This is a genomic window from Candidatus Uabimicrobium helgolandensis, assembly GCF_041508025.1.
GTDB classification, from domain to species: domain Bacteria; phylum Planctomycetota; class Uabimicrobiia; order Uabimicrobiales; family Uabimicrobiaceae; genus Uabimicrobium; species Uabimicrobium helgolandensis.
The window spans coordinates 3053140-3075440 of the sequence record NZ_CP165719.1; the positions used below are offsets into that span (position 1 = coordinate 3053140).

The window sequence follows — 22301 nt, forward strand, 5'->3', positions numbered from 1 at the left end:
GTAAGTAGCAAAAAATATGGAACTTTTTTTGAAAATAGTAATCTAAATATACATAAACTACAAAACACAAACCTAAATAAGGACTACAATAGTGAAGATATTCATATTAAGTATGAGCATTCTCTTATTATTGTTTACTGGCTGCGATAAAAACACGGAAAGCAAGCAAGCAAATAATGACAAGAAAAATGTTCAACAAAAAAACGTACGCAATACAGATAATCCGTTTGCCGCAAATATTGCTCTAGAAGCACAAGATATAAACGAAAATGAAGACAATGACGATAGCGATGAAAACGAAGTTGTTGCCAACGAGAATCGCAATATCAACATTCCTAGCAAGTGGAACATTGAAGATAGTTTTGCTTCGTTACCAGTAATTGATTTTCGCAAGTTTAAGTCGATCAATAATTCTGCGATTTCAAAAGAAGAAAAAGAAAGAGAGCAAAAGGCACGAGAGGTGTATAATCGTCTTGTTAAGGCACTAGGAAATAAGGATAGATCAAAAGCATCGGATTTGCGCGAAGAATTACATAAGAATTATAAGAATGCAAATATATCTATCGATGGCGCTTACAAGTATGCTCAGTATCTCGAAAATGTTGACAAGAAAGCCTCGATAAAGGCTTACGAATGGATTTTGATGCACTGGCCTGAGTCTTATCGTAAGTGGACTGCTATTTCTCGATTACAAAATCTACAGAATATGTACATGCATTTGTATGCCTCGGGAAATTATCACAATCCTGATTCCTCGAAGATCCGTTTTCAGCTTTCAGGAACAAATATTGGTAAAGTGGAATTGACAATTTACAAAGTCAATTTGGTCAAAATGATAGATGAAGGTCTCAATCCGCAAGCACCATCAATTCCAGAGCATGCTGAAGAAGTAAAGAAATGGACAGAAAACGTAGAAGAGAAGGCGCGTGGACGATGGTTTTATCAACAAATCCAGATGCCAAAGTTGAATGATCCGTCTTATTATATACTATCTGTCAACTCTAAGTACATCACCATGAATACCTTGTTTTCGACATCGCGCGTATCTTTAATGACAAAGTCAGATGATCGCATGTTGCTTTGTTGGGCAAAAGATATCGATAATAACATACTGAAAAACAGTAAAGTGATTGTACTTAAGGCTGGTAAGGTTGCCTATCGTGGTGCTGCAAATGCAAATGGTTTGTTTGCGGCGAAAATGTTGATGCGCAAGAATGATTCAGATAATATTCATGTAATTATCGATACTCCAAAGGGGCAAGCTGTTTCTGGCTCTTATTATTACTGGTATGCAGGATACTATCAAAGAATAAATTACGCCTATACCGACAGGCCAATTTATCGCCCTGGGCAAAAAGTACATTACAAAGGTTTCTTTCGCGAACGCAAACACGATGATAGTATAGGAGTCACAAAGGGCAATATTCGTTTAACTGTCTATGACCAACGTTGGCAAAAAGTACACGAAAAAGATTTGACGATGGATGAGTTTGGATCTATAAGTGGTGAATATACTATACCTGAGACAGCAAAACTCGGTTACTACTATTTGCAATTTAACGGTAGTGGTTATTACCATTCTGCAAATTTTGATGTTCAGGAATACAAAAAGCCAGAGTACGAAGTTTTTGTAAAAGCTAGCAAGGCAAATGTACTACAAGGTAGTAAGATGCAAGTTACAGCTAATGCCGTTTATTACTTTGGTGAACCAGTCAAAGAAGCTGATGTCGAGTATAGAATCTATGAAAGTAATTATTGGAGTAATCCGTTTTACAGATATGATAGATGGAGTTGGTTTCACGATAGCTATAGAGGTAGGTGGTCTCCTTACCAAGGACGAGGTCGTCTTATTAAGCAAGGTAAGGGTAAACTCGATGATAGTGGCAAAATCACTTTAGACATCGATACACGTAAAAATAAAGATCAAGATTTGAAGTACACTGTTGAAGTTGCGGTTATTGATAAGAGTCGTCGCAAAATTAATGGTTCTGGTACGTTTCTCGCTACGCGTTCGTCTTTTACGCTTGCGGTAAATACCGATCGCTGGTCATATCGCCCTGGAGAAAACGTTCATCTTGAAATTTTAGCCCAAGATTACGGATCAAAGCCAATTGCCGACATTGATGTTACCTTAAAAGTAACAAAACAAGATGACAAAAAAGAGCTTGTAACAAAAACCTTGCGCACCAATGGTAATGGAGCCGCTTCTTTCGATTGGAAAACAAATAAAAATGGTTATCTAAACTTTTATGTAGAAGCGCGTGACAAAGAAGGTAATTTGGTTCATGCTACGCGAAGTGTGTGGGTGGCAGACAATAGTTGGCGTTCTCCTTACTCTTATACTGGACTTAATATTGAATTAGAGAAAAGCACTTACGCTCCTGGTGAAGAAGTGCGCGGCGTTGTGACCACTGGTTACAAAGATTCATGGATACTGATGACCACAGAAACACATCGCATTCAAAGTTATGATCTGGTGAAACTAAAAGGAAGTGTTTATACGTATAATCGCGTTGCCAATGAAAAATTCCAACCGTATGTCGATGTCAAGGCAACGATGATGGAAAACAATTCTCTAGTGCAAAAGCAAAAACGCATTGTTGTGCCACCAACAAAATCGTTTTTGAATATCGCAGTTGCTCACAAGGATACATACCAGCCAGGTCAGAAAGCAACGTACACAATTAAAATAACTGATGCTGAAAATAAACCAGTTGTGACGCAGTTTTCTTTTGGTCTTGTTGATGAGGCAATCTATAGCTTACGCACAGATGATACTCCTGACATCCGTAAAGCGTTTTTTATGACACACCGCGGTGCTGTCAGAACTAACTCTTCTTACTATTTTTATTCCCTTGGATATGGTGGTCGTTCTAGTACAAATAGCAAAAAAGATAGTAAAACGAAGTTAGCCAAAGTAGCCCGTCGCGAAATAGCCGCAGGTGCTCCAGCTGAAGATCGCGACGAAGCGTCTCCCGAAGCAATTGTTCTAAAAACTAGCATGGGACCACAATTGCAAAAACCACGTGTGCGCACAGAGTTTGCAGATAGCGCAGTTTGGGAACCGAATGTTGTGACTGATGAACTTGGTATGGCAAAAGTATCATTCACCATGCCAGACAACTTAACAACTTGGCGTGCTACTATTCGCGGAGTGACTATCTCTGGAAAAGTAGGGCAAACTGTAGACAAAGTAATTACTCGCAAAAATCTCATGGCGCGCTTACAATGTCCACGAACGTTTACCGAACGCGACGAAATAGTTGTTTCTGGTGTTATTCACAACTACCTAAGCGAAGCGAAGAATGTCGTTTGCCGTCTAAAAGCAAAAGGTGTAAAGCTTCTGGGTAGTGAAGAGCAACAAGTGGTTGTCGCTCCAGGTAAGGATGTACGTGTCGATTGGCGCGTGGCGGTGAACACCATAGAAGAAGCGACTTTAGAACTCGAAGCGCTGACCAATGAAGAGTCAGACGCAATGCGCCTTAACATACCGATAGTTCCATATGGTATTGCTCTACGCCAGTCTCATTCAGGTGCAACGAGTGATCAAGTGACTATGAAGTTCAATTTGCCAAGTTCAAGTAGCGAAGATCGTGCGCGCCTTGTTGTGAGTGTAAAGCCTACTCTTGCTGGTTCGATGCTCGAATCATTGGAGTATTTAGCGGGATATCCTTACGGATGCGTTGAACAAACGATGAGTCGCTTCTTGCCATCAGTGATTGTTGCGCAGACACTGCAAAATTTAAATATGCGCCACGCAGAACTCGAAGAAAACTTACCGAAGTATGTTGCTAAAGGAACTGAGCGTCTTTACAAGTTCCAACATAGTGATGGTGGTTGGGGTTGGTGGGAAAGTGATGCCACAAATCCGCTAATGACAGCCTATGTTATGTATGGTTTTGCTCAGGCACAAAAAGCTGATTTTTCTATCAAGAGTGATGTCATGTCTCGCGGCCAAAAAGCTCTCGGAAATTTGATAAATAGTGAAAAGAACTTTGAGCACAAATGTTACATGGTATTTGCATATTCTGAAGCGAAAAAACCACAGCAAAAGTGGATCGATGAGTTGTATTCAAAAGTAGATGAAATGAACGACTACTGTCGTGCTTTACTTCTTATTATGGCGAAAAAATCTGCGAAAATGGATATCGCAAATGATCTACTAAAAATGTTGGAGAAAAATGCCAAAGTGCAAGGTGGACATTGTCACTTTACAGGAAAAACTGTACGCTATGGTTGGACAGACAATCCAATAGAAACAACGGCATACTGTTTAAAGGCGATTGTTGCGATGGACCCAAATCACTCGCTTATTCCGCAAATCTTAAAGTGGTTGGAGATCAAAAAACAAGGTAAGCGTTATCAATCGACAAAAGATACCGCAGCTGTTGTGTTTGCTTTTTGCGATTATCTTATGCACTCTGATGAGCTTAACCCTAATTACACAGGCGAAGTTATTATTAATGGTGTCAAAAAGCCTATCGAGTTTCATTCTACAGATAACGCTGCTTTAAAAGAATTCTCTGTGAAGCCGCAACTAGGTGACAATACTATCACTATCAAAAAGAATGGCCGCGGAAAAGTGTATTACTCGGCTTATATTGAGTACTATTCTACAGAACAAGATATTCCTGCGGTGTCTGAAGGTATTGGCATTAAACGTAAATATTTCAGACTAACTCCGAAAACAAATGCTGATGGCTCGATTACCCATGAAAGATCTCCTCTGGAAGGAACAATCAAGCAAGGAGAAGTTTTTGAGGTAGAGCTAGACGTTTCGGCAAGTCGCAATTACGAATATATGATGTTACAAGACTATATTCCTGCGGGTTGTGAGTTTGAAAAAGATAAAGAGAAGCGCCAAGGATATTACTACTACTGGTCCAACAAAGAGTATCGTGATGATCGTTTGGTGGTGTTTTTCGGTAGTTATTCTGGACAACAGAAAATAGTGTATCGTTTGCGTGCCGAAACTCCAGGAAATTATACAGCAATGCCTGCGCGGGCGGAAATGATGTACTTTCCTGAAATACACGCTAATTCTACACAGCGTGGTTTACAAATTATTGAAAAGAAAGATTAAGTAGGACTCGCCATCAATTAAAGTGTAACTTTCGCCGTAATCATATAGCTTTTTTTTAAAAGAGCAAAAGACGGTGAAGGTTACGCTTGTGGTGTAATGCCACCACTTCCTTCGGTTTTATTTTAAAAGCAGTATCTGTCGTTGTCAGAGCTGCGACATTGAGGTTATAATTACTACAGACTTCTGCGATTAGATCCTCGTTTCCATCCACTAGATGTAAAGATCTGAAACCAAATTCCCCACATTGTTAAAATCGCTTTTGTCGCTTTGAAAATTCCAATCAATTCTGTTAGGTAAGAATTAATTTCTTTGTACCCAACATTCCACAAATCTAAAAAGTAGTAGCGGCAAATCCTAGCAATATTGATAAAAACTATCAAAACATACCTCATCTCCCCACATTCCACTATTTCGACTAAATAACTCGTTTACAACAACTTACAACCAAAAACGCCTTCTTTGTCTCATTTGGCATAGTATTTGTTTTATATACCAATAATATTTCAAATAAGGAGAACAGTATGAAAAAGTGGGTGATTGGTTTACTGATAATAATAGTAGGTGCTAGCGCAGCGCTTTATTATAAAAAAGAAAAAGTGCAACAACTATTACAAACGACAGTACCCAAAGTGAAGGTAAAAAAAATATCAGCGAAAGTAAACTCAGTGGTATGTCTTGGGCGCCTAGAGCCTACGAATAGTCTAAAGATAGGGACTTATGCTGGTTCTATTATCAGGAAACTAAATATCAAAGAAGGCGACTATATTAAACGCGGACAAATTGTCGCTTATTTGAGTACTCACAAAGCAAAATTGCAAGAACAGAGGTATACAGAGAGTCAAATTGTAGAGAATAAAAGACGCTTAGAAGCTGAAACCAATTACGCAAAATCATTTATCCAAGAAGCAAAAGTGCGACTGGAAACGTTGAGAAAAACTAGAGCCGTAGAATTAAACGCGCAACAAATACAGGTAAGCATTAGCAAGGAAGATTTAGCGTTTGCCACTAAAGAATTTGATCGTTTAGAGTCAATGCGCGGCGAAGGGATTTCAGAACAGCAAATTGAAAAGCAATCTTATATTGTTGCTAGTAAACGCGAAGCATTGCGCTACAAGCAAAATAAGATTGAGCAGATAAAAATCAATCAACAAATGTCTATATTGATGGCGGAAAAGCAATTAGACACAGCAAAAAAAAGGTTGCCGCAAATTCAAAGCAGTATTCCGCTACACTCTTTACAACAAACTTTAAAGCTCGTAAAAGAACAGCTACAACAAACTATTGTTCGCTCACCAGTTGCAGGACAAGTTCTAAAGATATTTATTCGTGAAGGAGAAAATATCAATGGAACGCCCATTATGCATATTGGCAATACTAAAAAAATGAATGTTATCGCTGAAGTTTACCAAAATGATAGTCACAAAATTCGCGTTGGGCAAAAAGTCACGATTTCTAGCTCTTCTATAGCGAAACCTTTAAGTGGAATCGTAACAGAAATAGGTAATTTAATCTATAAAAATGATGTGCTTGGTGTTGACCCATCTGCCAAAAAAGATGCACGTGTTATTGAGGTTAAAATTGCGATTAGTGATAGCCAATCTGTTGCGCGTTTTACGAACTTGCAGGTAACTGTAAAAATAAAAATTAGCGAGGAACAGTAAAATGTCTGAGCCTCTAATAACGATCAAAGATTTAAATTTTTTCTTTGGGCAAGGGGAAGCGCGCAACCAAATACTTTTTGATATCAATATCGAATTTATGCGCGGAGAAGTCATTATTATGACCGGTCCTTCTGGATCGGGAAAAACCACTCTTCTCACTCTTATTGGCGCATTGCGAACGGTACAACAAGGTAGTTTAGTGGTAAGTAAACGCGAATATAGTGGACTTAATGAAAAAGAATTAGTTAAAGCTAGAAGAAACATTGGATTTATTTTTCAATTACACAACTTGTTTGACTCTTTAACAGCAATACAAAATGTACAAATGCCTATGGATTTAAAAGAATATACCCGTAAACAAAGACATGAACTAGCTACCGACGTTCTTTCGAAACTAGGGCTTGCAGAGCGACTATATTATAAACCAGCGGCTTTATCTGGAGGACAACGTCAACGCGTGGCAATAGGACGTGCGATTGTAAATAAACCGCAGATTATTTTGGCAGATGAACCAACAGCAGCGCTTGATACTGAAATTGGACGCCATGTTATTGGTACTCTGAAAACCACAGCTAAAGAAAATAACGGTGTGGTTTTAATTGTTACTCACGACAGCCGTGTTCTCGACTTTGCTGACAGAATCATCAACATGGTCGATGGCCGTATTGCTTCTGATATTCTAGTCGAAAAATCGATTGCTTTATGTGAATACTTGACAAAATCAAAAGTCTTTCTTGGACTTACTCCCGCAGAATTAACTGAAATAGCATATAAAATGAAAATGGAAAAATTTAAGCCCGACGAAACCATTATCTACCAAGGAGAAGAGGGCGAAAAGTTTTACATCATTGACGAAGGAGAAGTTACGGTGCAAGTAGATGGTAGCCCTGTCGCAACCCTTGGCAAAGGAGATTTTTTTGGAGAAATGGCTCTTGTGACAGGACAAAAACGCAACGCCACTTGTATCGCAAAGTGTAATAGCAAATTATTTTCCCTTGATAAAGATGCTTTTCAAAAAGCGCGCGCGGCTTGCGAGAGTCTTCCTGAACAGCTCATCAAAGTTTTTTTTCAAAGAGGATAAGGTTATGTTACATCCGCTAGCTGTTATGAATATTGTTCACAATAAAAGCCGTAGCCTTTCTTCTATTGTGGGGATTTCTTTTGTGATTATGATTATTTTTTACCAAATGGGTGCTTATAGTAAGGTAATTTCGGCATCAATGCAAGTATACAATGAGCTTGAATTCGATATCATTGTTCTCTCCAACGATTATTTTCACATGGGACAGTCATTTACCTTTCCCCGTCAACGGCTGTATCAAATTAGTGATATATCAGGTGTCGAAACAGCTGTACCTTTTTACATCGCGCTTTCCCCGTGGCGCAATTCTTTAAACGGGATTATTCGCCCAATTTTAGTTATGGCAATGCCTATTAATAACCAAGGTAGTCAAGTCTTTTCTTCTAACGAGATAAGAGAATCACTACCCCTTATTATTCAACCAAATACTTTGTTATTTGATAGACGTTCGCGAAAATTTTATGGACCGCAAACACCTGGAACCACTGCCGAAATTGCTGGAAATGAATTTAAAATCCTTGGTAACTATACAATGGGTGGAGCCTTTATATCTACAGGAACAACGATTGTTAGTGATCAAAATTTTCAGCGAATTTTTTTTCGATCTTTAGACAACGTATCTTTTGGTCTTATTCGTTTAAAAAATTCAGCACATGCTGATGTAGTGGCAGAAAAAATGCGCCAAATCTTAGAAGAGGATGTGTTGGTTCTTACCAGAACTGAACTAGAACAACGTGAAAAATCATATTGGGCAACAACATCGTCCGTCGGTTTACTTTTAGGATCAGGGGTCATTGTTGTTTTTCTTGTTGGAATTGTTATCTTATCGCAAGTTCTCGCAACGCAAGTTATGAACCACATAACAGAATATGCTACTCTTAAAGCTTTTGGCTATAGTAGTTTGCACCTTGCTAATATTGTATTACAACAGGCCTTTGCTTTTGTGATTATAAGTTATGTCATTGGCTTTGGATTGGCAGTGGGATTTTACAAATTGACAAGTATGTTAGCAGGTGTTCCTATCGGCATGACTACATACCGTGCTATTGCTGTCGCTTTAATGACAATATTTATGGGAACAACTGCGAGTATAACCTCATTAAGAAAAGTTTTATTGGCGGATCCTGCAGATGTTTTCTAATAAAGTACCTTTGTCATGGCTCAATTTAATGCACAACAAACGCAAACTACTACTGTCTATTTTAGGTGTTACCTTTGCTGTTGTTATTATGTTTGTCGAAGTAGGATTTTATTTAACTTTTTTTGATAAAAATACAGTTCTTATCACTAAACTCAATAGTGATTTGATTATGGTGAGTAAATCAAAGTTGTCTCTTATCTTTACACAAAGATTTTCGCGTACGCGTTTATATCAAGCAGCGAGCGTTGACGGTGTTTACGCTGTGCATCCTTTGTATATTGAAAGAGCACTTTCGATGTGGAAAAATGACAACAATCAAACGCGCTCAATCCGCGCCATTGCCTTTGACATTACTCAAAAAATTATCAATATACCACAAATCGAAAAATACAAAGCACAGCTTGCTCTACCAAACACAGTACTCATCGATAACAAATCTCGTAGTTGTTACGGTTCGAAAGAGGTAAACACTACTACCGAGCTAGCAAATAGTCATGTACAAATAGTTGGTGATTTTACTATGGGGCCTGATTTTAGTAACCATGGAAACATTATTATGAGTGATAAAAACTTTGCTATACTTTTTCAAAAAAATGCTATAGACAAGTTAGAAGGTGTCTCATTGGGTTTGATTCAAATTGATCCTGATTATGATATTGAAAGTGTACAAAAAAATTTGCAAAAAACTCTTACTGATGATGTGAACATATATACACGTGATGAGTACGAACAAAAAGAAAAAGACTTTTGGAAGGTTACTTCTCCCGTTGGTCCCATATTTTTAATGGGAACTGTCGCAGGTTTTCTTGTCGGTATCATTATTTGCTACCAAATTTTATATAGCAATGTAATGAGTTATCTCAAACAGTTTGCAACAGTGAAAGCTTTTGGTTTTGCAAACCGCTATTTACTCAAAGTAGTCCTCCAAGAAGCACTTTTACTTTCTATCTTTGGCTTTTTTGTCGCTTTTGGCGCGACGAGAGTTATTGCTAGTATTATTGCTGAACACAGCAGTATTAACATTACCGTCGATTTATACATCTCTACAATCATACTCATTCTTACTGTTGTGATGTGTGTAGTTGCAGGAATTATGGCTGCTAGACGCGCTTTTTTGGCAGACCCGGCTGATCTATTTTAGGAGAAAAATATGAATGTTACTTTAGCAATTTTATATATTCCCAATAAAGAAACTGCAATGAAAGAAGTTGCAGGAGTGTCTCTTATTTCTCGCGCTTTGGTCTGCGCACTTCGCGCTGATATAAATAAAATTTACTTGTTGGGAATCGAAAATAGCGAGCATCAAAAACAAATAGAACAAATGCTTAAACGAGATCCAAGAGTAACGAACAATTGTTGGCAATGGATCAATTCTCCTGAACAAATAGAAACAACACAAACAACTATTTGCTATAGAGTAGATGCGCTATTTCGTCCGGCAACATTTGACCGTTTTGTAAAACAAAACCACAATGCCACAAAAGTACAGGAAGGTAATGTCTTTTTGAAATTTGCTTACAACGAACAGCAATGTATTCCGAGAACGTGGTCAACATTCATAAAATACACCGTTCTCACCCACACAATAACAAATGAAGTGCATATTGTTAACTCTACAAGAATCAAAGAAGCAGAAAATCATATGTTAAATAGTCTACAAGCTCCGTGGGAAGGAAAAGTTGATACTTACTTTAATCGTCCTGTTGGACGACTAATAACAATGAAACTTGCGCGCGCAAAATGTTCTCCAAATTTAGCGAGTTCCATCGCTATCATTCTTGGAATCATTGCAGCACTACTTGTCGTCAACGGCTATTACTGGCAAACAATACTTGCTGTCTTACTCTTACAAATATCAGCAGTAATTGATTGTATTGATGGAGATTTAGCCCGTTTGCAATTTAGAGAATCTATTCTCGGAAAGTGGTTAGATATTGCTGGCGACAACTTTGTTCATGTTGTGTTCTTTATCTGTTTAGCGATTCGCGAATATAGTATAGTTCCTACAACAGTAGTTGTTTATTTGGGGATTTCACTAGCAGTCACCACAACACTTTCTTTTTTTCTTGTGGTCTACTATCAAAATAAGTTAAAGCCGCAAATAACAGGCTCAAATAAAATGCATAATTTTATCGATGGTCTTATTAGTCGCGATTTCACCATTCTTTTACTCATCGGTAGTATCTTTGGTAATTTACACTGGTTCTTATGGTTAGCAGCTATTGGCGGGCAACTGTTTTTATTCTTGTTAGTTTTAATTGTTTTAGACGCTTCGCTAACATATCTAAAATCTCCTATTGTTATAGAAGAACAATAAAATGAACCGCCATCTAAATAGGTGCCTACTTGATACCAATTGTTGGTTCCCTCTAAAAACAATAGATTATCCGTTCGTTGTTTATATTTGGCATATCTTATTACGTCAAATATATTTTTGGGTAGGGATTATCATTATTATTTTAAAAATAGTTTTTTCTAAAGTTGTTAACACAACGCGCACCAAAAAGATAATAAAAAAAATTTCGCTTAAAAAGTCATCAGGAGCATCTTATTTTATCACCTTTTACTCAACTGTCGGGCATATTCATGGGCATGGTTTTATTGCCTGGGGAAACGAACAGTGCACCCATGAGAATTTTTCAGGATTTTATCCATCCAGCAAATTTCGAGGCCATACAAGTGTATTTGTGAAAGCTAAAGGTAAAATTTTATACGAAGAGGATAAAAAATACATCAACGATGTCATCTACGCATTACAAGTAGAAGTTGATTTAGAGACTTACAATTACGCAAAACACATCACTTGTTTATGGCAAGAATCATTTTACGCTGGAGGAAAAAGAGACTGTGTTACCTATTTGTATTCAGTAGCGCAACACATCGGACTAAAAACACCTGTGAGAGGATTTTTTTACCTATATACAATACCAGAAACTTATTTGCCTAAACTGATAAAAATGAATAGTTGAAAATCCGCAGTTATCAAATTTACAATTCGCGGTTCTAGTAAATGTTACGCTAGACCTAAAACTGCAATTGACAAAATGAGAATTTTCTATAGAATAATCGACTTCATCCAAGTAAAATGCACAACATACGTAGTTGGTATCGTTTCCTATATCTTATAGTGATTTATTTTCAATTGTTTTCACTAGACCTGCTCTCCGCATGCTTCTTTTATTGCTGCCTGCGCTAACAGTCTAGTCGAGTCAAGTGAGGGTAAGGGGCAATCATTAGGATCGACAAGCAGTGGTATTTCTGTGCATCCTAGAACAACAGCGTCGCAACCTTGTTCTTTTTGCTTTTGAATTATTTCATTAAAGTAAAGACGAGATTTTTCAAGAAAAACACCTTTTATTAATTCGGTAAAGATAGTTTCATGAATTCTTTCTCTTTCTTGTTGCGATGGAATAACATATTCTATATCTAGTTTTTGAAAATACTCACTATAAACAGGACCTGTCATCAAGAACTCCGTTCCTAACACCGCAACTTTTTTATAGTGAAGACTTTTGGCTACTTTTGTTACCACCTCTGCAATATGTATCCATGGAATCGACGTGCGATCTTTTAGATAGGGAAATGCTTGGTGAATTGTATTGTCTGGGCATATCACAAAGTCAGCGCCACATTTAACAAGTTTATCTGTAGATGAAAGCATAATTTCTGCTGCTTGTTGCCAATCGTTGTTGTTTTTTGCTTTCATGTATTTGCCAAATGAATGTGTGTGCATACTCACTTCAGGGTGTTCGTATTCTCCCAATTTCTTGGATGCTTCAACGCAGATCGTCTTATAACATAGAGCGGCTCCTTCAGAGCTGCACCCTACTATACCTATATGTTTACTCATGCTGTCTCCACTAAAATTTTCTCAAATATTTTCACAACCTGTTTGATATCTTCTTTGGTGGTTTGCCAGTTTACAACACTCATCCTCATCACCAATTTGCCATCCCAACGCGAATCAGAGAAAAAAGCTTCGCCGGTTTTATTCACAGAATCGATAATTTGTTTTGTATAAAAATCATGATCAGCGTTTGTTTTTCCTTTGGGGTCGACAAATCTAACAAGTCCTTGGTTTAAGGTAGGTCTCCAGATAACTTCGGTGTTGGGCAATTTTTCTATTTCGTCTACAAATAATTTACAATGATCGCAACAACGTTCGATCAAATCTGCAACGCCATTTTTTCCTAGCTCCATTAGTGCGGCGTAAACAGGAATTCCTCTGGCTCTTCTTGACCACTCAGGAGTCCAGTCTATTTGATCTCTTGCTGTTTTATGTGGAGTTATATAAGAAGCATGCATTGTCATTGAATTGCGATGAGCTTCCTGATCTTTTACAATAGCGATACCGCAATCAAAAGGAACATTCAGCCATTTGTGTGCATCTGTTGCCCAACTATCGGCAAGTTCAATGCCTTCTGTTAGTTTTTTTGTACGCGCGCTAGCCCTTGCAAAAAGGCCAAAAGCTCCATCAACATGAACCCAAGCATTGTGCTCTTTTGCAATTGGAATTAACCGCGAAAAATTATCGAAAGCGGCAATATTTAAATCTGCAGCGTCTAAAACAATAATTTTAGGTCCGACATGTTCTTTTATTTTCTTTTCAAACTCTGCAACTTTTATTTGGCCATTCTTGTTTGTTTGAATTGCCTGTAACGACTTATTTCCTATCCCAAGGTATCTTATAGCTCTGTCAACAGAGCCATGACGATGTTCACTTGTAAATACGCGAATAGGAGGCGCTCCAAACAATCCATCTTCTCCAACATCCCAGTTATTTTCTTCGAGTACTCTATAACGAGCAGCGGATAAACAAGTAAAGTGAGCTAGTTGGCATCCTGTGGTAAAGGCAAAAGAACTTTGCCGCGGAAGGTCTAACAGCTCCAATACCCAACCTCCAGTTACCTCCTCAACAGCGCTTGCGGCGGGACCGGAAGTAAATAAGGCAGCATTTTGATCCCAACTACTCGTAAGCCAATCACTTGCTAAAGCAGAAGGTAATCCTCCTCCAATAACCCAAGCGAAAAATTTTCCTCCTGGACTAGGTAACAAACCATCTTTACAACTATTGACAAGATGTTTTACTACCTTCTCTGCGCAAGTACCATACTCGGGCATCGCCATCATTAGTTTAGCCAAGAGCTGTTCGCGATCTGTTTTTGTTGGTGTAGTATTTTTATCTAAATTTTCTAACCAACTCTTTGCTTCTTGAAAAGCTAAATCCAAAGCTAGGTATTTGTCCTTCATTAAGTTATTTTTCCTAATTGTCGACAAAGAAATAAACAATAGGAGAATCACTTTCGTCTAAGCGCTGTCCTACTTGGATTCCCACAGGTAGATCAAAATTTTCTAATGGAGATAGATCTATACGTATACCAGCACCTACCGAAAATACAAAATCAACTTGATCATAGTCTTGGAATTTTGAAATGACATCCTCGGTTACAGTACCTACTTGAAAAAACAATATACCGCGAATATCCTTGATCAAACCAAGGTCAAGTAAATAGTTATTCCAATCGCGATATATCGGAAAACGATATTCCATTGTTGCGAACATTCTTTCTGTTCCTTCAAGATCATCTTCGGAAAGACCGCGAATAGCTCCATTTCCTCCTAGGTCAAAAAGCCCTGGAAATCCAGCAGTTCCAATGTCAGCATCAAAAGATAAATGAATGATGTGATCTTCAACAATGCTCCAATAGTACCTAAGATCTAGCTCTACAAGTTGGTAACTATCATCTGATCCTAAAAAGCTTTCGAAAAATGATACGCGCAGTCCCGCTTTGTAACCATACGTATCATCAATACCACGAGTGTACTTATTGGCTACGTTAATTTCAAAAAATATTCCGCCTGACCAAAATTCTTCATCATCAAAGTCATCGTCGCTAGTTTTTTGGTAAATAAGTGTGTATCCTGTAAGTATTTCTAAACGAGGTGTTATGTTGAAAGTAGTAAAAATATTTGTTCCAGCAAAGTAATCAAATGCATCGTCGTTGTCATCATCGTCGTCATCATCGTCATCATCATCGTTGTCATCTGCGAGTTCTAGACCACCAAACAATGAAAATGTTAAAAAATTAGCAAAGGTATAGTTGACAGATCCTTGAATACCAATATCTACATCAACATTGTTTCCACCATTGTTTGGATCTAAAACCGCGCCAGACACAACACCAAACTGTGTATCTACTTGGTGCGCCCCAACAATATCGCTAAACCTAAGTACATTTACTGCTAAAAACGGAAATATGTAATCGGTAGTGGTATCGGCTTTATATTCACTAACTTGCCACTTTTCTGCTTTTTCGGCGGGTAGCATAGATACATTGTAAGGTTTACTACGCTTATTTAGAGCGGAAGCTTGCAGTTTGCTATATTCTACGCGGTATAATCGCGCTTCTTGGTTATGGTAATAAGAATAATATAGCCATTTATTGTCGCGTGTTAAAGTTGGCGCTACAATTACTCCGGGAACATTGCTTAAAACTTCCCAATTTTTTCCATCGAGATCTGTGCGCGCTAGATTAATAAAATGACCGTCATTTAGAGTACATAATATTTTATTGTCATTAGTAAATGACGGATATCCTTCTACAACACCTATATTTTTAAGCCGCTTTTGCTCTTTTGTTTTTAAGTCGAGTATAAAAATATCTCTTTCAAGTTCTACTTCGGCAATGTATGTGATTTTGGTACCATCGGTAGAGAAAGAAGGTTGTAGTTTCGCGGTATTATCAGAGGTAAGTTGCGTAACATTTTTAGTTGCGATGTTATAACTATACAACTGAGAATCACCAGAATTAATTCCTACAAATACAAAAGATTGACCATCAGGTGCATAACATGTACCAGCGTAATCGTCAAAATTTAGATTTAGATTCTCTTCTGCGAGAATAGCATTTAAGTCAATCAGGAACAGCTGTATTTGGTAGCCGTCTTTTGCTTTTACTATTGCAAACTTACCATCAGGTGAATAAGCCGCGGGAAATTCAAACCCTTCAAGTTCGTCAATCCCCCAACCTTGAGTCAACGCCAATAAGCGCTTTGTTTTTAAGGTATCAGTCTCCATTGTATAAAGTTCGACATTATCGCGACGATCGGAAAGAAAAATCATTTTCTTGCCATCAGAGGACAACACAGGAGAAAAGTCAAGACGCCTGTAATACGTTTGGTATTTTGTTAGCTTCTCATCAAAAGAGTGATTCATTTTTTGGTATGAACTGCGCCACTTATTGCGTAAGTGCTTCATTATCTCATCTGAAAGAACAATTTCATCTTTACCTAAAACTTTTTCTAAAATACAATCCGTAGGTGTCAATTTCATTCCGTAAAGAATTTGTCGTACTTTTTTTAGTCCGTATTGCTGCTCTATGTAGCGAAATACTTCAGCCATATATCTGTAAGAAGGGGTGTCTTCTAAACGATTCAGGTGATCTATACCTTTTAACTCTACTAAAGGACGTAAGCGATTTTTAAAAAGCGCGTCCACAAATGTTGCTGTAGCAAAAGGGTCATAGTCTATTCCTGCAAGATAAATAGGAATACCTGTCATCATCCATTCTGAGTAAGCGTAGCGTATAAATATAGTGTAATCTGCTTCGGGAAATAAATAGTGAAATACCAACATTTGAGCAAGGTTTAAGCGTAATTGATATATATTATCTCGTTCAGAAGGAGAAACCCACAATACTATTCTTTTTTTTATGGGTTCACTAAAACCAAAACGACTTTTAATACCAAAAGTAGACTTGATATTCGTACGCTGGAAGGAACCTTGTGATTCGTAAAGTACAACCGACACGCGCATTTTTTCTGGTAGTTTTAGTCCTAATTTATTGAAAAATTCATCATGCGCTGCTTCTAAAACTCTACCAGCTTTTTTAGCTTGCGACTCTAAACTATCTACTGAGAAATGAATATCAAAGTTTTTCGTAGATAGAACTTTGTATGCTTTTAAAGCAATAACTGCATTCTCATCATCGCAATATATAAAGCAAAGAATAATACTCCAAATTACTAAGTATTTTTTCATTAGGAATCCTCTTTGTCTTTTTCCCAAGTTTTCTTTTTCGCAGCAAGTAAGCGACTTGTATAGTCAGGAGCTTGCTGCGTTTTGGTTTTTTCTTGGGTAGTTTGTTTTGTTGTGGTTTTAGTTTGAGTTGTTTCTGTCTTCGAAAAACCTACTGTAGGATTTTTTATCTCGCTCTTGCGGCCTAAATTCTCTAATTTTTTGAGATCTAAATTTGAATTCACGTCCATTTTCTGACGCGCTTTTTCCTTGCGTAGCATTAAACGCGACATTGTTGAATCTTCTTCTCCTGAGAGTTCGCGTTTTAAAGAAAACGTTTTGATGCTCTGCCATATTTTTTGATAGTCGAGAAGTACTCTGCGAACAAAAATATCAATAAAAAAAAGAATAACAAATACTGTTACTAAAATACGCCACAATTCTTTTGGCTGTCCACCTCTAGGTTTGTCGTGTAGAAAAATTTCTTGCTCAGGAAGCTCTGAAAATTCGAGTTCACCATTCTCATCTATGTCCAAACGTTCAAAAACGTTGGCGTCTTTTTTCCACTCATCAAACTCAATAACATTGTTAAAATTGAGATCCATAAACGAATATTCGAGGTTACGCCCTCCTGTTGAGGATGCAATTTGTCCCAGTAGTCGCGTATTACTACTGCTAAAAAGATACTCGGAAGAAAATGACACAGAAAGGCCTGTTGTTAAATATTGACTGTTACCATCCTTATCTTGATACACAACACTTGCAAGGTACGTTCCTACACCATCTACTTCAAATTCACCTTGGTAACGACCAACACCTTTTTTAGAAAATTCTATAAGTTGTGTGCGTCCATCAGGTTTTATCAAAGTTCCTTGCATGCGCAAATAAGGCATATATTCACCTTTGCTATTAATAGCATCAATGGCTATTTGCCCCTTGCCTTTTTTAATTTGCGTATATATCTTAAAGTTATTTTTGTTAACTTGTCGCGCCGACCAACGCACTACTTGTCGCCAAAATTTATCGTACTTTTCCCATGAAATCCAGTCTTTTCCCCAACGATTCTTAGCATCGGATGTAAAAGCGACGCTTCTCCCTAAGCCATATTGTCCATGGACAAGAAGAGGTTCGTTGTCTCCTTGTGGCCCCTTGATATAAAGAGGTGTATGTACCAATCTCTTTTTCGGAATCGTTAGTATACAACCGTATATCGGTGGAATTTCTCCTGGTTGAATTCCACGAACTAAAGTAGTTGATTCATTCATTTTGGGGGCGCGCTTTTCTTCAAAAATAAGTGTACTACGCACTACCATACTTTCTTTTATAAAAATGTTTGGTAGTTGCTTAGCGTTTGTTACATCGTAAAAATTTCCACCTGTGTACTGTGCAATTTGCTGCATAAATTTCCCGTCTCCAGGCGAGTGAGGGTTAATCACTATGGTGGTAATACTTATTTTTGATTTAACAACTTTCTTCATCAGTGTTTTGTTTGGAGTACTTGGGTCACCGTCAGTGATTATTATAATATGCTTTTTCATCGCTGGAACATTTGAAAGTCCCTGATATGCTGCGCGCAGTGCTGGATCAAAACTTGGCATGTCACCAGCATTTGAATTATCAATGGCACTCATAATACGACTTTTGTTAACAACTTTTGTTGGAGGAATTAACCATCCTGCTCCCTTGGTATAGTCGTAAATAATAACGCCTGCATAATCTTCAGGAGAAAGTTTTTTGATCGCTTGTTTGCATATCTCTCTTCCCGTTGCATTTCCTTTTGGAAATTCACAGGTGTGTAATATAACAGCAAGGGCACCGTTGGGAATGATGCGGCGATTGCGAATGTCCATATCTACAGGCAGGGCTCTTTCAATAGGAGTGTTCTTATAGCCCCCGGCTCCAAAACTTTTCTCTCCTCCGATCATAATAAGCCCGACACCTGCTTCGTGAACAGCGCTCTCTATCAGTTGCATCTGTTCTAAAGATAATTCATAAGCAGCAACATTAGACAAAATAATCGAATCGTAGGTATTTAGTGTTAAGATATCTGATGGTAGCTGTTCTGGAGAAATTCGATCTACGTGCATCACAGCCTTGCCGTTTTTCATATTTTGAATAGCATCATACAGATAATCACTGTTGAGCATATCACCTTCCACATAAAGTATTTTAGGAACACCCCTTACGTAAGTGAATTCCTCAACTATGTTGTTGGCGATAATCGAATCATCCTTGCTATTAATGATAGCTTTGAGTTTATGAAAACCAAATTTTACCCATTCACCAGGTATAAGTAAGTCAAAACTACTTTTTCCTTTTTTTAAATCAACATCAAAATCGCGGACAAGTTCACCATTTAAAAAAAGTCTTAAAATACCTGTTGTGTTGGTACGACTTGACGCAACTACCGTGACTTCGTAGGATTGTCCTTCATTTACATGACTAGGCACTAACATTTTATCAATGAGAACCTCTTTGTCATTTTGAAAAGTAAGTGGAACCACATCAATGGTGATTTCGTCAGAAATAGCCTGTTCTATTTCTTGCATAGCATCACCAATAGTTTCATTACCATCACTAATAAGAACTATTCTTCTTTGCCCAGTATTCGGAAGAGCAGCTATTGACAAACGTATTGCTCCAGCAATATCGGTTTGATCTTTTGTTATTTGCGACTGAATATTTTTGAGTTTATGTTTTTTCTTTTCACTTAAATACTCAAAACTAGCATCTTTTCCAAAAACAAGGAGACCATACTCGTTGTTTGCAGCATCCATCTCCCCAATAGCGTTTTCAATAAAACGCCGCGCTTTTTTTTCCGTTTCTTCTGGTATACTTTTAGATAAGTCCAATATAAAGAGAACTGATAAACGCTTGCTGGAAATGGAGATATTTATATCAGCCAAAGCAAGAATCAAAAGCATGAGAAGAACATAACGCAGAAATACACTTACTCGTCTGCGAAATTTAGAAAGGCCTGCTAAACTTTTTTGCGATACATAGTGAATAAAAGGAATAAAAAGTAATAGCAAAAAGGCCCAATAATTGCTTACATATAGAGACACGTGTCACCTGCTTATAAAAAAGGCATTAACGAATAAAAACAAAAATGATAGAATAGGGCGTACCCTAGACACACTTTTGTTATAAAAATTGAGTATCACAGAATTCCAATAATTAGGTTTTTGGGGATGCGGTAAAAAAAAATTTTTCCGTCACCTCTCTTATCCTTGTTTACTTATGAGTGGTGTATGATGATAAAATTATTTCATAATTTCTAAGTGATCCTAATTATTGAAACTTTGATCATAAATTTATCTCAAGATATATATTAAGAATATATATAGTAATATATATAGTAATATTATATGGAAATTATTTTTCAATGACAACAAAACGTTTTTACATAACGTCAAAAACATTTGGAATAAGTGACTAGCCAAAGGGAAATTTTAAATTGACTCTACCATATTCATCTTCTTTAGAAGTCAGTTTATTCGTCACTAGTGCATTAGTTTTGTTACTTTTTAATTAGGTGTGTCGACACACCTAGGTAACGATATTGTCGCAATATGATAGATGGAAGGGTTCATCATGAAAACATTTACTTTATTTCTCACGTTATTATTTGTAACCAACTGTACATTTGCTGAAAAAAAATGGCCTAAAGTTTACGACTCCAGTAACAGTAAGTGGATTGATTTAGAAGAAGTAGAAGAAATTTTACAAAAACAACGTGTCGTTTTCGTAGGAGAAAAACACGGGCATCGTTGGGGACATAGAGTTGAACGAATGTTACTTGAAATGTACTGGAATGTTCGCGGTGATGTTACCGTTGGAATGGAAATGTTTGAACGCGATACTCAACATGTGCTTGATGGTTATGTTCGCGGCGAGGTAAGCGAGGAATTTTTAATGCGCAATACACGTCCATGGAAAAATTATAAAACCGACTATAGACCACTCGTTGAATTTGCCAAAGATATGCGGCTATCTGTTCTAGCGATGAATGCACCTCGCCGCTATGCTTCTTTTGTGGCTAAAAACAAAGAAGAAATTTTATTTGCCATGCCAAATAAAGAGCAAACGTTTATGGCACAGAAAATAACAGCTCCAAAAGACCTTTATTTAGAAAAATTCAAAGAAGCAATGAGAGGTATGCCAGATTCAATGATCTCTTCTTATTATCGTGCTCAGTGTTTTAAAGATAATACTATGGCGAAATCAATGGCTGTTCTTCTTGCGATGAAACCTAGGACTAACATAATTGCTTACATGGGTTCTTTTCACAGTGATAGCAGATTGGGCACAGTGCAACGCTTTTCAGCGATGGTTCCACGAGTAAAACCACTTGTTATTAGTATTATTCCTGTTGAGAGTGAAAATATAGAGGATGTAGAACAGTACAAATCCTTAGGAGATTTAATTTTCTTTGCACCTGAAAATCTCAATAAAACAAAAGGCCCTACTTCTCACCCACACACAAAAGGAAAAAATCCTGTAAATCCGCACACAAAAGGAAAAGTTCCTGTAAACCCACATACAAAAGGGAAAAACCCTGTAAACCCACATACAAAAGGGAAAAACCCTGTAAACCCACATACAAAAGGGAAAAACTCTGTAAATCCGCACACAAAAGGGAAAAACCCTGTAAATCCGCACACAAAAGGAAAAGTTCCTGTAAATCCACATACAAAAGAAAAAACTCCTGCAAATCCACATACAAGTGAAGAGACATCTGCCAACACGCAAACCGAAGAAAAAACATCTACTAGCCTAGATATAAAAAAAGAAGTGAATGAAAAAACGGCAGAAAATCCTCATACAAAAAAGGAAGTTGCAAAAGAAAATGCAGATAATGTTGTAGAAAAGGAAAATAAATCGCAAACTAAAGATAACGACTCTCGTGAGCAAAGTGACGAAGTTGATAATAGCGATAATAAAAAAGAAAACAACAACAAAGAAAAAGCATAGATTGGAATTTACAAGTTTCTAAAACGACGGATAACTACTGTTGAGTTAACAACTGAATCTCTATTCTGTCAGGTTTCATAATTGTCATTTGTAATCTGGTGCTCAAGCTCATTTTAAGCACCTAGGTTCCTACTTCAATGCCATTAATTTAAGAAAAATTTCTTTGTATTGTAGGGAATACAAAGCCCCATACTATTTGTAGATTACGATATACAAGATTTCAAAAGTATGTTATTTTCGCCAAATCAGTAATACCAATTATTCGAAATTTTATGGATCCCTGCTTTCGCAGAGATGACAAATGTAAGAGATTATTCTTTGGTAAACCTTTTAAAGAGAGAAAA

General features: G+C 37.3%; 12 protein-coding genes. 8 read left to right on the forward strand and 4 right to left on the reverse strand.

Features of this window, described 5'->3' with window-relative positions; translation table 11 throughout:
* Nucleotides 1–91 precede the first annotated feature (91 nt).
* The 7 genes from UABHE_RS11105 to UABHE_RS11135 all read left to right on the forward strand — a co-directional run bounded on the left by UABHE_RS11105 (nt 92) and on the right by UABHE_RS11135 (nt 11935).
* Nucleotides 92–5083 (forward strand): alpha-2-macroglobulin, encoded by a 4992-nt coding sequence (locus UABHE_RS11105; protein WP_372370343.1) that lies wholly within the window; start codon nt 92–94, stop codon nt 5081–5083.
* Between the two features lie 521 nt (nt 5084–5604).
* Nucleotides 5605–6744, forward strand: coding sequence for an HlyD family efflux transporter periplasmic adaptor subunit (locus UABHE_RS11110; protein ID WP_372370344.1), 1140 nt, complete (start codon nt 5605–5607; stop codon nt 6742–6744).
* A 1-nt stretch (nt 6745) separates the two neighbouring features.
* Nucleotides 6746–7825, forward strand: a complete 1080-nt coding sequence (locus UABHE_RS11115) for an ATP-binding cassette domain-containing protein (RefSeq protein ID WP_372370345.1) — start codon at nt 6746–6748, stop codon at nt 7823–7825.
* Between the two features lie 4 nt (nt 7826–7829).
* Nucleotides 7830–8966: an FtsX-like permease family protein gene (locus UABHE_RS11120; RefSeq protein WP_372370346.1), complete on the forward strand. Its 1137-nt coding sequence runs from the start codon at nt 7830–7832 to the stop codon at nt 8964–8966.
* Nucleotides 8956–10107: an FtsX-like permease family protein gene (locus UABHE_RS11125; protein ID WP_372370347.1), complete on the forward strand. Its 1152-nt coding sequence runs from the start codon at nt 8956–8958 to the stop codon at nt 10105–10107. The genes UABHE_RS11120 and UABHE_RS11125 overlap by 11 nt, the downstream gene beginning before the upstream one ends.
* A gap of 9 nt (nt 10108–10116) precedes the next feature.
* Nucleotides 10117–11283, forward strand: coding sequence for a CDP-alcohol phosphatidyltransferase family protein (locus UABHE_RS11130; RefSeq protein WP_372370348.1), 1167 nt, complete (start codon nt 10117–10119; stop codon nt 11281–11283).
* A gap of 1 nt (nt 11284) precedes the next feature.
* The gene (locus UABHE_RS11135) at nt 11285–11935 is read left to right on the forward strand and encodes a hypothetical protein (protein ID WP_372370349.1); all 651 of its coding nucleotides are present in this window, start codon (nt 11285–11287) and stop codon (nt 11933–11935) included.
* 182 nt (nt 11936–12117) lie between these two features.
* On the opposite strand, the gene UABHE_RS11140 is transcribed toward UABHE_RS11135, so the two are convergent.
* Genes UABHE_RS11140 through UABHE_RS11155 form a run of 4 tightly spaced genes read right to left on the reverse strand, consistent with a single transcriptional unit; the run spans nt 12118 to nt 20048 of the window.
* Nucleotides 12118–12816, reverse strand: a complete 699-nt coding sequence (locus UABHE_RS11140) for an aspartate/glutamate racemase family protein (RefSeq protein ID WP_372370351.1) — start codon at nt 12814–12816, stop codon at nt 12118–12120.
* On the reverse strand, nt 12813–14216 hold the full coding sequence (locus UABHE_RS11145) for an aspartate aminotransferase family protein (RefSeq protein WP_372370353.1): 1404 nt from the start codon (nt 14214–14216) through the stop codon (nt 12813–12815). The genes UABHE_RS11140 and UABHE_RS11145 overlap by 4 nt, the downstream gene beginning before the upstream one ends.
* A gap of 13 nt (nt 14217–14229) precedes the next feature.
* On the reverse strand, nt 14230–17007 hold the full coding sequence (locus UABHE_RS11150; protein WP_372370354.1) for a BamA/TamA family outer membrane protein: 2778 nt from the start codon (nt 17005–17007) through the stop codon (nt 14230–14232).
* On the reverse strand, nt 17007–20048 hold the full coding sequence (locus tag UABHE_RS11155; protein WP_372370356.1) for a glutamine amidotransferase: 3042 nt from the start codon (nt 20046–20048) through the stop codon (nt 17007–17009). Before UABHE_RS11155 ends, UABHE_RS11150 begins: the two co-directional genes overlap by 1 nt.
* A gap of 529 nt (nt 20049–20577) precedes the next feature.
* Between UABHE_RS11155 and UABHE_RS11160 the strand changes: the two genes are divergently transcribed.
* Nucleotides 20578–21957 (forward strand): ChaN family lipoprotein, encoded by a 1380-nt coding sequence (locus tag UABHE_RS11160; protein ID WP_372370357.1) that lies wholly within the window; start codon nt 20578–20580, stop codon nt 21955–21957.
* The last annotated feature ends 344 nt before the right edge of the window (nt 21958–22301 follow it).

Excerpts from the sequence above, each read along its gene's own strand:
- UABHE_RS11110 (WP_372370344.1), top strand. The coding sequence starts at position 5,605 with ATGAAAAAGTGGGTGATTGGTTTACTGATAATAATAGTAGGTGCTAGC.
- UABHE_RS11130 (WP_372370348.1), top strand. The coding sequence starts at position 10,117 with ATGAATGTTACTTTAGCAATTTTATATATTCCCAATAAAGAAACTGCA.
- UABHE_RS11115 (WP_372370345.1), top strand. The coding sequence starts at position 6,746 with ATGTCTGAGCCTCTAATAACGATCAAAGATTTAAATTTTTTCTTTGGG.
- UABHE_RS11120 (WP_372370346.1), top strand. The coding sequence starts at position 7,830 with ATGTTACATCCGCTAGCTGTTATGAATATTGTTCACAATAAAAGCCGT.
- UABHE_RS11125 (WP_372370347.1), top strand. The coding sequence starts at position 8,956 with ATGTTTTCTAATAAAGTACCTTTGTCATGGCTCAATTTAATGCACAAC.
- UABHE_RS11150 (WP_372370354.1), bottom strand. The coding sequence starts at position 17,007 with ATGAAAAAATACTTAGTAATTTGGAGTATTATTCTTTGCTTTATATAT.
- UABHE_RS11145 (WP_372370353.1), bottom strand. The coding sequence starts at position 14,216 with ATGAAGGACAAATACCTAGCTTTGGATTTAGCTTTTCAAGAAGCAAAG.
- UABHE_RS11160 (WP_372370357.1), top strand. The coding sequence starts at position 20,578 with ATGAAAACATTTACTTTATTTCTCACGTTATTATTTGTAACCAACTGT.
- UABHE_RS11140 (WP_372370351.1), bottom strand. The coding sequence starts at position 12,816 with ATGAGTAAACATATAGGTATAGTAGGGTGCAGCTCTGAAGGAGCCGCT.
- UABHE_RS11135 (WP_372370349.1), top strand. The coding sequence starts at position 11,285 with ATGAACCGCCATCTAAATAGGTGCCTACTTGATACCAATTGTTGGTTC.